Source organism: Chitinophaga pendula, assembly GCF_020386615.1.
GTDB lineage: Bacteria > Bacteroidota > Bacteroidia > Chitinophagales > Chitinophagaceae > Chitinophaga > Chitinophaga pendula.
Genome location: NZ_CP077769.1, coordinates 4,549,244 through 4,561,559, shown reverse-complemented (window position 1 = coordinate 4,561,559; position 12,316 = coordinate 4,549,244). Strand labels below are relative to the sequence as shown.

The window sequence follows — 12,316 nt, the reverse complement described above, 5'->3', positions numbered from 1 at the left end:
AGACAGTGTAGTGATCAAGCAAAAAAACAATCACATGAAAAAAGTAATCAGCATATTATCAGTTGTCAGTGTTCTGGTATTCGGCAGCTGTAAAAAAGGTTTTCTTGATATTAATACGGACCCTAACCGTCCGACCTCTTCATCTCCGGAGCAGTTGTTGCCCAATGCGATGAATGTAACGGCTAACAAGCTCAATGTTAAGCTGAACCAGTTGGGTGCTATCTGGTCTGGTACCTGGGCGGCATCTATTGACTATTTGTGGTTTATGGATGAGAAGTTGTACAATGTGAATTCTAACTTTTACGTAGATATCTGGGAGGACCTGTACAATGACCTGGCGGATCTGCGTTATGCGGGGAATGCTGCGGCGAAGACAGGTAAGGCTAATCATCAGGCGATCGCCAAGATACTGGAGGTGTTGCATTTCCAGATACTGGTGGATATGTATAATAATGTGCCATACAAGGACGCATTGAAGGACGTGGCGGTGTTGCAGCCTTCATACGATAAAGGGCAGGACATTTATGATGACCTGATCAAACAGCTGGATGCTGCCATACAGCTGATCAAAACGGCGCCTGCCGGTACTCCTAAGCCTGGAGCAGAGGATATCATGCTGAAAGGTGATATGACCAAATGGATCAAGTTTGCCAATACGCTGAAGTTGCGTATGCTGATCCGTCAATCTCAGCTTGACCGGGATGCTTATATCAAGACGGAGATCGCGAAGATCGTTACGGAAGGGACCGGGTTCCTGGGAGCGGGAGAGACTGTTTATTCCAACCCTGGTTACAGTGGTAGTAAGGATAAGCAGAATCCTTTCTGGAATGCATTTTACAAGAACGAGGGAGGTGCTACCAAATCTGATTATCGTGCGCTGCGTCCTACTGTTTTTGTGATCAACTTTTATAAGTCTACGAATGACGACCGTATTGCGCAGATGTATCTGAAGAATGGCGGTGATTATAAGGGGGTGGAGTTGAATGCGCCTGCAAGCAAGAATGAGTATCGTTCTGAAAATACTTCTGCTTTTGTTGTGAATGGTGGAGTATTCAAGGCATTGAATCAGAATGCGGTGATCCTGTTATCTTCTGAGTCATTGTTCTTACAGGCAGAAGCTGCGCAGCGAGGATGGTTATCTGCGGATGCGAAGGCGTTGTACGAGAGTGGTATTAAAGAATCTTTCATTTACCTGGGCGTTCCTGGTGCAGCGGCCGCAGCGGCTACTTATTATGGCCAGACCCTGCCTAACACCGGTTATCCTGCAGATGCCAGCAAGCAGCTGGAGGCTATTATCACACAAAAATGGATTGCGTTGAACAGTATTTCTGGCATTGAAGCCTGGAATGATCTTCGTCGTCTGGATCTTCCGAAGGGGGTTCCGTTGGCTATCGGTAAGACTGTTGCGCCGGTAAGGCTGATGTATCCGAACAGTGAGTTAGGTACGAACGGTGCGAACGTATCCAAGGAGAACATTAATGATCCTTTTACACAGAAAGTGTTCTGGGATAAATAAAAGATTCGGATTAGTTGACAAAGTAAAGGTCACAGGTTGTGTAGCAGCCTGTGACCTTTTTGTTTTATTGATAGTATCAGCGGGTGAAGGAGAAGGTAGTTTCGTAGCTCAGTGCGGCGGTACCAAATGACTGTGCCCGTAGTACGAGTTCCAGTTTCGCGCGATCGAGGCTTTTTATTTCGAAGGTGTCTACGCGAAAGATGAATTCGGGATCGGAAGCGGTGACGAGTTTGGAATTGTTAGCGATAACGGTGTAATATACGGTATCGGTGTTGCTGTTCATGCTACGGGCGATCTTGTTATCGATGAAGTTCCAGTAGTCGGCGCTCTGATAGTTATAGCGGCTGGTGTCTTTACGATCCGGGTAGTAGGTAATGCGTGTGTTTTGCTGCATTTTCCACTTGCCATTGATGCCGGTGGAGGTGGATACTTTGTCATCTTTTTTACACGCGAACAGGATCATGCTTGCTGCCAGTAGGGAAAGGGCGGTCATTTTCATAGATATATCGGTTTTAGGTGATGTTCACTTTGCTCTGCAGTGGTGAAGGTACGTTGAAAAAATATATTATTAAAACAATTAACATGTTAGTAATATTTCCATTTAGATAAAATATTAGCATAATTGGCAGGTGATGATTAAATTAAGTGATCACTAAAAACCACGATATGAACACTTTTAAGAATCGACGTGAATTCCTTCGTCAGGCAGGTCTGTATACAATGGGGATGGGGCTTATATCGCCGATACTGGCGGCCTGTGGTAATGCCGGCAATTCCGGTGCCGGTGCGGGTGACAGTACTGCTACAAAGGATGGAGGTGTAGCTGGTGCCGGGAAGGAGTTATTTTTCAAGATCAGCCTGGCGGAATGGTCTTTTCACCAGGCGTTATTTGCCGGTAAGATGACGAACCTGGATTTTCCGGTGAAGGCTAAGAAGGAATTTGATATATCCGGAGTGGAGTATGTGAACCAGTTCTTTAAGGATAAGGCGAAGGACAAGGCTTATCTGCAGGAGTTGAAACAGCGGTGTGATGATAATGGTGTACGTAGTGTATTGATTATGTGTGATGGGGAGGGGGAGTTAGGAGATGCGGATGTTAAGAAGCGTTTGGAGGCGGTGGAGAACCATTATAAGTGGGTAGAAGCGGCGCAATTTTTAGGATGTCATGCTATCCGGGTAAATGCGGCAGGAGAGGGGAAGGCAGAAGAGGTATCGAAGGCGGTGGTGGAGTCTTTATCCAAGTTATCTGATTTTGCGAAGGACTTTAATATTAATGTGATCGTGGAGAATCACGGTGGTAATTCTTCCAACGGGCAATGGTTATCGAATGTGATGAAGACGGTGAACCGGGGTAATTGTGGTACGTTGCCTGACTTTGGTAACTTCTGTGTGAACAGGACCAAACCGGAGGCGCAAACGGTGGAGGCGTGGCGGAAGACGGTATGTCTGGAGGAGTATGATCGTTATATCGGTGTAAAGGAGTTGATGCCTTTTGCGAAGGGGGTGAGTGCGAAAACGAATGATTTTGATGCGAATGGTAATGAGGCGAAGATGGATTATAAGCGATTGTTGCAAATCGTGAAAGAGGCTGGTTATACCGGTTATGTGGGAATAGAATATGAGGGGCAGCAGTTGCCGGAGGAGGAGGGGGTGCGGAAGACGAAGGAGTTATTGTTACGGATAGGAGCTGAGCTGAGCTGATGAGCAGATATATCATGAATATCATTATGGAGAGCAGGTCAAAGCCTGCTCTTTTTGTTGTAAAAACTCCCCAAAATGTAGGGCGGTTATCTTTGTTGAGGTGCGTGTATAGCGGGACTTCCTGCTGGCATGGTTTTAGTTTTTATATTTCTAAACCTTTAACCATGGAAAAATCAGAAATGTTAACATTGAGTGCTGTAATGGAGAAGTTGCGATTGAAGGGGCTGGATGATGAATTTAAGATGACGGATCACGGTCGTATGCAAAGTCCGAAGACGAGCAAGATTTACAATCCTGATGAGTTGACGGTGATCAAAACTTTCCGATTTGAGGGGGAGTCAGATCCTTCAGATTCTTCGGTGTTGTATCTGCTTGAGGACGGTGAAGGCAATAAGGGGTATGTGATCGATGCGTTTGGTGCCTACAGTAATCATGAAGGGGATAAATTTGACGAGTTCATTAAAAAGATAAAGGTCGAAGACCGGGAGTCAAAAAGTATTTTCAAGTAACTGTTTGATACCTATTTCTGTAATAGGTAGTCATTCATTGTCCCCCAGGATCAGGTAGTAACGGCAATACCGCTATTTTACCTGATCTTTTTTTGTGCCCTGTTGTTAATAGGCAGGGTACGGTTTGAATCTGTCACAAAAAAAGTTTTAAACGATATATGGATTTACAATCGGGTTATCCTTTTTCACTGGTACGTTATGGACTTCCTTATCAGTATCCGAAGTTAGGCCGGGATGTGCGAACGGATGTGGTGATCATTGGCGGGGGTATTTCCGGAGCATTGAGTGCGTATGCGTTGACGAATGCGGGTATATCCTGTGTGGTGGTGGATGCGCGTACTATTGGCTTGGGTAGTACCAGTGCGAGTACTTCTTTGTTGCAGTATGAAGTGGATACGCCATTGGTGGAGCTCATTCCGAAGGTGGGGGTGCGTATAGCGGAAGCGGCGTATACTTTAGGGGCTGCGACCATAGCGGAGCTGGCGGATATCTGCCGGGATGTTAATTGTGCGCAGTATGAGCGGAAGGAGAGTCTTTACCTGGCTTCTTATAAAAAAGATGTGGCGATGATACGTGCGGAGTATGCTGCGCGCAAGGCCTTAGGATTGAAGGTGGAGTTGTGGGAGGCGGAGGATGTTGCGGCTTATATGGGATTTGAATCGCCGGCTGGTATTTATTCCCATACTGCTGCGCAGACGGATGCGTATATGCTGACGCATGCGTTGCATCAATATAATTTACGGCAGGGGGTGGAGGTATATGACAGAACGCAGGTGACTGGGGTGGAATGTAAGCGACGTGTAAAGGTTCATACCGCGGAAGGGTATACGTTGAGTAGTAAGTACCTGATCGTGGCGACGGGTTATGAGGCTATGCAGTATATACAGGAGCCGGTGTTGCGGCTACATTCTACATATGCGATGGTGAGTGAGCATATGTCTCAAGGGGATTTCTGGCATCGTAACTGCCTGATATGGGAGACAAAGGAGCCTTATCAGTACCTGCGTACTACGTCGGACAATCGATTATTGATCGGAGGCCGGGATGAGCCTTTTTACAATCCTGCTCGCCGGGACCGGTTGCTGGTTAGTAAGTGCCGGCAGTTGCGGGCGGACTTCCATCAGAAGTTTCCTCATTTGCCATTCGAGCCGGAGTTTCGTTGGACGGGTACTTTTGGTGTGACGGAGGACGGACTGCCTTATATCGGTAGTTATCGCCGGATGCCACATACCTTTTTTGCGCTTGGTTTTGGCGGGAACGGTATTACGTTCAGCCAGATGGCCGCCAATATTATCCGGGACCTGATCCTTGGCAAGCGGAACAAGTATGCGGATATGTTTGGTTTTGAGAGAGGGAGGCGGATCAGAAGCTGATAATGACTTTGTTGCCTTTGATTTTATAGGTGCCACCTGTCTGGCTGATCATTTTGTCGAGCAGTTGTTGCAGGGTATCGTTGTGAACAGAGAGGGTGAGGTTGGCGGTGTTGGCGGGCCATGTACCTTTTACGGTGATCTCTGTCGCGTACCAGTCTTCCAGTTTGCGGATGAGGGAGGGGAAATTGTTTTCTTTGAAGGTGACGGAACCAGATAGCCATTGGTCCTGGGATGCGGGATCGAATGTTTCTTTTTCCATCAGGTCGATTTCTTTATTGGCGAGTATCATCTGGCCATGTTCTAATATTTCGGGTTGGTTATCGCTTTGGGAGTGATAGGATTTGGCGACGCGTATTTTTCCCCGGAGGAGATATACGGTGGCGCCTTGTTGTGCTTCGAAGGAGCGCATACGGAAGGAGGTACCTATGGTGGAGGTGATCAGTTTATCGGATCTTACGGAGAAGGGATGTATGGTATCTGTGGTGACATCGAACCAGGCTTCGCCGTTGAGGATGACTTCGCGGGAGGTGGTTGGGAACTGATCGGGTACGAGTAGTATGGAGCTGGAGTTGAGTATAACGTTGGTATTATCTTTCAGCCGGATGGGGGTACGGGTACCTACGGCGCCTTTGTAGACGGTGTAGTGGGTGCCTGGTTGCCGGATGGTGCTATCTGGTGCGGGCCTGTTGGCGGTGAAGTACCAGGTGCCGAGGCCAGCGATGAGGATGATAGTAGCGATGAGGGCAAACCGTTGGCGTTGGCGGCGTTTTTTCATGGCCAGTAGGGTGGTTCGTGCGTGTTCGCGGGCGAGTACGCGTTGGTAGGCGCCGGTGATCAGGGATTGCTGATCGGGATGTTGTGCGATATAGTGTTGCCACCAGGCGATGTCTTTGGCATTGCGTTGCAGGCAGAAGTTGATGAAGGAGCTATTATCAGCCAGTTCGTCTATGGTGTAGGTGCGTTGCTGCATGTGTTGATCATTTAGTTCTTATGCGTGGACGTGTGGCAGTTGGTACCGGGATAAACGGCAAAAATAAACAAAAAAATAAAAGAACAGGGATATATGACAAATGCTAATAAACCAGGTGTTTATGCGTGTTTTGGTCAATAAAAGAGTGATGAAATTGTGGAATTTGAAAGTATACAATAATATAACCTATACTAATTTTTGCGATGATGTGGGGGCGCATTAACTTTGCGGCCCATGGAAAAGCAGCTACCATTATCATTTGACAATACGGCCATTGCGTTTGAGCATAAGACCGATGGCGCCTTGCGTAAGGCGGATTTTCTCTTCAGCAATATAGGTAAGCCCTGGCTGGTAAAGTTGGGTGCGGCATTGACGCCCTGGGCGTTCAAGCTGAGGTTGCCTGTAAAGGGTATCATTAAGGCTACCATTTTCAATCAATTCTGCGGCGGGGAGAGTATGGAGGAGGCTGCGGCTACGGCTGCCATGCTGAACAAGTACCATGTGAATGTGGCGTTGGATTATGGGGTAGAAGCGATGGAAGGGGAGCACAATTATGATGCGGCAGTACCTGAGTTTATCCGGGCAATCAAGTATGCCGGTAGCAAGCCTAATATTCCATTTATTCCTATTAAGATCACAGGTTTTGCCCGTTTTGGGTTGTTGGAGAAGGTGCATAGCGGTGTTACGTTGAGTGCGGAGGAGCAGGCGGAATTTGAGCGGGTACGTGCGCGGGTGATGACGATTGCAGAGACGGCAGCAGCCAGTAATATTTCTTTGCTGATAGATGCGGAGGAATCCTGGATACAGCAGCCGGTAGATGATCTGACTGATGAGCTGATGGTCCGTTTTAACCAGGGACGGGTAATTATATTCAATACTTTCCAGCTGTACCGTCATGACCGGCTGGCGTTTTTGACCGCTTCTTTTGAGAAGGCGCAACGCGGTGGTTATTTGCTTGGTGCGAAGCTGGTACGTGGTGCTTATATGGAAAAAGAGCGTAAGCGTGCTGCGGAGATGGGTTATCCATCGCCGATACAACCTAATAAAGAAGCTGCTGACCGGGATTACAATGCTGCTTTGCAATTTTGTATGGAGCGACTGGATAAGGTAGGATTGTTCGTTGGTACGCATAACGAGGACAGCTGCATGTTGGCTGCGCAATTGATGGACCGGTATGGTATTCCTCATAACCATCCGCATGTAAGCTTTTCGCAGTTGTATGGTATGAATGATAATATCACTTTTAACCTGGCACATGCCGGTTACCAGGTGTCTAAGTACTTGCCTTACGGGCCGGTGAAGGATGTGATGCCTTACCTGGTGCGTCGCGCGCAGGAGAATACTTCGATTGCAGGGCAGATGGGACGTGAGTTAGGTTTGATCCGTAAAGAGCTGAAGCGCAGGAAATAAGTAGTTTTTTATAGTGAACAGCGAAGGCCCCGCAATTTGCGGGGCCTTCGCTGTTTTTATCATTCGTGTTTACTGGTTTTCGTTTTGCGGGATGGGGAATTTATCCCAGACATCGTCGCCTACGCGATCTATGGGCAGTTGGCCGAGGCGGTTATACCGGCGCATGTCTATCCATCGATGACCTTCGTAGAAGAGGGAGTAGCGGCGTTGATAGAGCATTTCGGTGATGAATGCTGCCTGGGTGGTGGCGCCGCTGTATACTGGGAGATTGTGGGCGGTGCGTATTCTATCGATGGCTTTGCGGGCTTCGTCCAGGTTGTTTTTCTGGGCTTGGGCTTCGGCGTATAGGAGGATGAGTTCTTCATTGCGGATGATGGGGAGTGGTGCGGTATTGGACCGGTATACCCATACATCGCGGTTGCTGCTCAGTCCACCCTGGCTGGCGACATCGGTGCGGATGGTGGCTTTCTGGATGCGATCATCTCCGGCGGTGATGTCTGCGGCGTAGGAGGGGTGGGCGGCTCTGATCTCTCCATTGTTATTCTGTGGGAGGAACAGGGGGTTGAGTTCATCGCCGGCGCCGGCGGAGAATATGTGAAAGACGCCATCGGAGAGGGAGCCATTGATGTCATAGAAGGAAGCGGAGAGGTTGGTGAGGACTTCATCCCAGCGTTGGCGGTAAGCGGCTATGCGGGCTGCCAGTGCGCGGTTGAATTTTACGAGGCCGGTGTTGGAGGCGAACTTGCCGAAGCCATCGGAGAGGGGGAATACGATCTCAGCGTTGGCGAGGGCGGTGTTGCCTTCGTCCAGGAGGCGGGCGATGGTATCGAGAGCCGGGCCTTTTTGTATGATGGGTCCCAGATTGTTGATATCGGTGGTGTTGACACGGATGCCGTTTGCGTCGGTCATGTTGAGGTTGAGCAGTAGTTGGTATGCCATGACGGTTTTGGCGAAGCCGATATATCCCTGTTTTTGGGCGTCGGATACGAAGCCAGAGCGGCGGGCGCTTTCCATGAGGATATATGTTTGTCTAACGACCCTGTACCTGGCTGCCCAAGGGTTGGTGGTATAGAAGGTGTTGTTGTCGAGCTGATTGGAGCCGCTGCCCAGTATTTCGGTGGTCCAGCGCGGTTCTGAGCCGGAGAAGCGATAGCTTTCGCGGCCGATCATGCTGATGGCATCGTAGTAGGTGCCCAGGGTAGCGCGCATGCCTGCTTCGGCGCCGGTGGTGAGGTTATTGAGTTCGTCTTTGTTAGCATTGACGACGATGACATCGGTAGTTGGGTTGTTGAGATTGGGTATTTCGCCTTTTTCGCAGGCGCCGAGTGCGAGCGCCAGCAGGGGCAATAGTCTGAGATATGTATGTAGTTTCATGATTGACGTGTTTTGCAGATGATGATAAGATGATCAGAAGTCGATGCCTACGTGGAAGCTGGCTCTTTTGGAGGCGGGGAATGGCATTACTTCCACGCCGGTGGAGATGCCGCTGCTGCCTCTGCTGGTACCGGTAGAGAGGGTATTGCTGCCGAAGTTGGATGATTCCGGATCATAGCTTTTATAATCAGTGAAGGTGAACCAGTTGTTGGCGGAAATACCGAAGCGCAGTGCGCGGATGTATTTGGTATTATGCAAGGGCAGGTTATAGTAGATGCCTATTTCGCGGATGCGTACATAGGAGGCATCTTGTACGAAGATGGAGGCATCGCCGGCGTTGGTGCGTTCGAGGCCATCTTTGATACCATTGCCATTTTTATCATCATCGTAGTCGGGGGTGGTGCCGCCGAGGTCGGAGAGGAGTTCGGTCAGGTTGATGTTGTCACCTCCTTTTTTCCAGTGAACGAGGAACCGGAAGGTGAGGTTACGCCAGAGGGTGACTTCGTTCATGAAGCTCATCTGGAAGTCGGGTTCTGCATTGCCTAATGTTTGTAATCCCACTTTGTCTTTTACGGTTCCTTTGATCTGGGTGGCTGATTTGCCTTCTTCGATGAAGAAGGTGCCGAGGGAGTTACCGAATGCGCCGAGGGAGAAGGCTGGTATTTCGAGTCTTGTTATTCTGGACTGGTTTTTCCACCAGTTGATATTGGCGGTCCATTTCACGTTTTTGGTGTTGACGGGTATGAGGCTGAGGCCCAGTTCGACGCCTCTGTTGCGGAGGTCACCGCCGTTGACCCACTGGGTGGTGTATCCGGTGGAACCTGGGGTTGCTCTACGGAGGAGGAGGTCGAATATTTTCTTGTTATAGAAGGTGGCTTCGAGGCTTACTCTACCATCGAGGATGGATATGTCGACGCCTGCTTCCAGTTCTGTTTGTTTTTCTGGGAGGATGTTGGGGTTACCCAGCTGGTTGTCTACCAGGGATCCGGGGAATCCGCCGGTGTTGGAACCTACGAGCGAGGTGAATTTAGCGCCATAAGGGGATACGTTGCCGGACTGGCCGTAGGCGACGCGCAGTTTGAGGCTATTGATCTGTTTGGAGTGCCAGAAGTCCATTTTGGCGATGTTCCAGGACAGAGCGCCTTTGGGGTAGAGGTAGTATTTTTTGAAGTCGCCGTTGTTGGTAGAGCGGTCAAAGCGGAGGCCTGCGGTGGCGGTGATGGCATCGAGGAGGGTGAGTTCTTCCTGAATGAAGATACCATTATCGCGGTATTTCTGTCTGAACTGGCGGGGGTTGGAGGCGCCTGCCTGGTCGACATTGGTTTGGGTGCCTACGAGTTTGGTGGAGGCGACTACGATGTTGTCGAGGTTGCCCGTTTCGAGGGTGGCGCCGATGGTGCTGGTGAGGTTAAGTTTCTCTGACGGGGAGAATACGTTAACGATAAACCCGGCGAGGTTGGTGTTGGTGTTGTTGGTATTGCCTTGTATGGAGGCACCTTGGAGGGTATTTTCCATGAACTGCAGGGATCTGGGGAAGATGGCTGCTGTTTTAAGGTTAAAGAAGTCTACGCCACCTCTTACGATGAGGCGGGTATTGCTTTTATTGCTTTGCTGGACTTTGGCGTCGAAGTTAATGCTGGTGATGAAGCGGTTGGTGTTTTCATTGTTGGTCATTTTATCGCGTGTTTCCAGCGGGTTGGAGGCGGCGAAGCGGTTGCGGGGGTATAGTCCGTTGGCGGTGGGGTGTAGCTCGACGAATCCGGGTGTGGAAGCCAGTGCTACGCCTAGTGATACGCCATTGTTATCATTGTTGCTGAGGCCGCGATCGGAGGAGGAGTTGATGTAGTTGGAGGTGAAGCCGAGGGATACGCGGTCGCTTACTTTATGATCGATATTGAGCCGGAGGGAGTTGTTGAGGTATCCGGTGCGTTTGATGATGCCATCTTCACTTCGTCTGTTGGCGGAGAAGAAGAAGGTAGTTTTTTCGGAGCCACCGCTGGCGCTGAGGCTGGTATTGAGGAGGAGGCCTGTCTGGCCATATATTTCTTTTTCGTAGTCATATATTTTGCCGGCGGCTTGTGCTGCGAGGAAGTCCTGGCGATTGCGGGCGCGGGCAGCTTGTACGGCGGGATCTGTGGAGGAGGCGGCGCCGGCGAGGTCGGCAGCTGTTTCTGGTGTGAACTGGCGTACGCCGAGGAGTTTGCGCACTTTTACGAGGCCTGTTTCCTGGTTGACGCTGAATTGTGTTTTGCCTGCTTTCCCTCTTTTGGTGGTGATGATAATTACGCCGGCTGCTGCTTTGGAGCCATAGAGGGCTGCTGCTGAGGCACCTTTGAGGATCTCAATGTTCTGGATATCCTGTGGGTTCAGATCGGCGATACGGCTGGACGGGTTGTCCTGGTTTTGCGGGTTACCGGCGGTAGCGGCGCCGGTGATGTCGTTGAGGCCAGCGGGTATGCTGACGTTGCTGACGAATACGCCATCAACGACATATAGTGGTTGGGAGTTGCTGAATATGGAGGTGATACCTCTGAGTTTGACGGAGATACCGCCGCCAGGTGCGCCGGAGTTGGCGGTGATGAGGGCGCCTGGGATCTTGCCGCTGAGGGCAGCGTCGAAGGTTTGTGCCGGCGCGGTACCGGCGAGGTCTTTGGCGGAGATGGTGGCGACGGCGTTGGCGAGGTTACTACGTTTGACGGTGGTGGCCAGGCCAGTGACTACGACTTCGTCGAGTTTGGCGTAGTCTTCTTCCATGGTGATGTTGAGTGTGTTGCTGTTGCCTACGGCGACTGTTTTGGTCTTATAGCCGGTGAAGGTGAGTATGAGCTGGGAGGTACCGGCGGGTGTAGCGAGGTTGAACTGCCCATTGACGTCGGTGATGGTGCCCTTGCTGGTGTTGGGGACCCTGATGGTAACACCGGGGAGTCCTTTGCCGGAGACGGCATCGGTGACTTTACCGGTCAGGGATTGTTGCGCATATAGCGCAAAGGCGCAGGTAATCAGCACCAGCGCCATTAGCGTTGATCTAAATAGAAGCATAAAGTGAGATTTAGGGGATGAGTAATGAAACCGACATTATGCCGGGTTGTAGTTCTCGGATTATGATTTAAGTGTTAAGGAATCTGGTTGATATGGCGGCTTACATGGCTTACATGCACGTGGTCAAGCGGTGCGATCTATGGGGTGGTGTTTGTTACTGAACAATTTGTTGTGGTTTAATCGTGAACAATTTGGTTGATAAGTTAAACACGGGGGATAAACAGGTCAAAAGACGGAAATCCGTTACAGGGCTTGCGATCTATGTTTTGGTCAATTGAATATCGGGTTTTACCTGCTTTATAAATGTGCAATTATATTACGAAAAAAAGGTAACAGCGTTCTTTTTTTGTTCCGAGATTTTTAATTAATGGGGATAGCAGGTGAAAGGGGGCAGCAGGGGTATTGAAAAGGGAGGGAGGTGGGT

At 49.8% G+C, this 12,316-nt stretch carries 9 protein-coding genes; 5 read left to right on the top strand and 4 right to left on the bottom strand.

Annotated elements, in window-relative coordinates:
• Nucleotides 1–34: 34 nt before the first annotated feature.
• Nucleotides 35–1,516, top strand: a complete 1,482-nt coding sequence (locus KTO58_RS16265) for a SusD/RagB family nutrient-binding outer membrane lipoprotein (RefSeq protein WP_157752904.1) — start codon at nucleotides 35–37, stop codon at nucleotides 1,514–1,516.
• Nucleotides 1,517–1,592: 76 nt separating this feature from the next.
• Here the strand turns inward: KTO58_RS16265 and KTO58_RS16260 are convergent, their stop codons facing one another.
• Complete coding sequence (locus KTO58_RS16260) at nucleotides 1,593–2,015, bottom strand: hypothetical protein (RefSeq protein ID WP_095838357.1); 423 nt, start codon at nucleotides 2,013–2,015, stop codon at nucleotides 1,593–1,595.
• Nucleotides 2,016–2,182: 167 nt separating this feature from the next.
• Here KTO58_RS16260 and KTO58_RS16255 point away from each other — a divergent pair, with 167 nt between their 5' ends.
• From KTO58_RS16255 to KTO58_RS16245, 3 genes are all read left to right on the top strand, one after another.
• Nucleotides 2,183–3,217: a sugar phosphate isomerase/epimerase family protein gene (locus KTO58_RS16255; protein ID WP_095838358.1), complete on the top strand. Its 1,035-nt coding sequence runs from the start codon at nucleotides 2,183–2,185 to the stop codon at nucleotides 3,215–3,217.
• 164 nt (nucleotides 3,218–3,381) lie between these two features.
• The gene (locus KTO58_RS16250; RefSeq protein ID WP_095841537.1) at nucleotides 3,382–3,726 is read left to right on the top strand and encodes a hypothetical protein; all 345 of its coding nucleotides are present in this window, start codon (nucleotides 3,382–3,384) and stop codon (nucleotides 3,724–3,726) included.
• Nucleotides 3,727–3,884: 158 nt separating this feature from the next.
• Entirely contained in the window at nucleotides 3,885–5,099 is a 1,215-nt protein-coding gene (locus KTO58_RS16245) for an NAD(P)/FAD-dependent oxidoreductase (RefSeq protein WP_095838359.1), read from the top strand.
• Here KTO58_RS16245 and KTO58_RS16240 read toward each other — a convergent pair.
• Entirely contained in the window at nucleotides 5,089–6,069 is a 981-nt protein-coding gene (locus KTO58_RS16240) for a FecR family protein (protein WP_095838360.1), read from the bottom strand. The genes KTO58_RS16245 and KTO58_RS16240 overlap by 11 nt on opposite strands.
• A 234-nt stretch (nucleotides 6,070–6,303) precedes the next feature.
• Here KTO58_RS16240 and KTO58_RS16235 point away from each other — a divergent pair, with 234 nt between their 5' ends.
• Nucleotides 6,304–7,479, top strand: coding sequence for a proline dehydrogenase family protein (locus KTO58_RS16235; protein WP_225859790.1), 1,176 nt, complete (start codon nucleotides 6,304–6,306; stop codon nucleotides 7,477–7,479).
• Between the two features lie 69 nt (nucleotides 7,480–7,548).
• Here the strand turns inward: KTO58_RS16235 and KTO58_RS16230 are convergent, their stop codons facing one another.
• Nucleotides 7,549–8,853: a RagB/SusD family nutrient uptake outer membrane protein gene (locus tag KTO58_RS16230; RefSeq protein WP_095838362.1), complete on the bottom strand. Its 1,305-nt coding sequence runs from the start codon at nucleotides 8,851–8,853 to the stop codon at nucleotides 7,549–7,551.
• A 33-nt stretch (nucleotides 8,854–8,886) separates the two neighbouring features.
• Nucleotides 8,887–11,892, bottom strand: coding sequence for a SusC/RagA family TonB-linked outer membrane protein (locus tag KTO58_RS16225; RefSeq protein ID WP_095838363.1), 3,006 nt, complete (start codon nucleotides 11,890–11,892; stop codon nucleotides 8,887–8,889).
• Nucleotides 11,893–12,316: the final 424 nt, after the last annotated feature.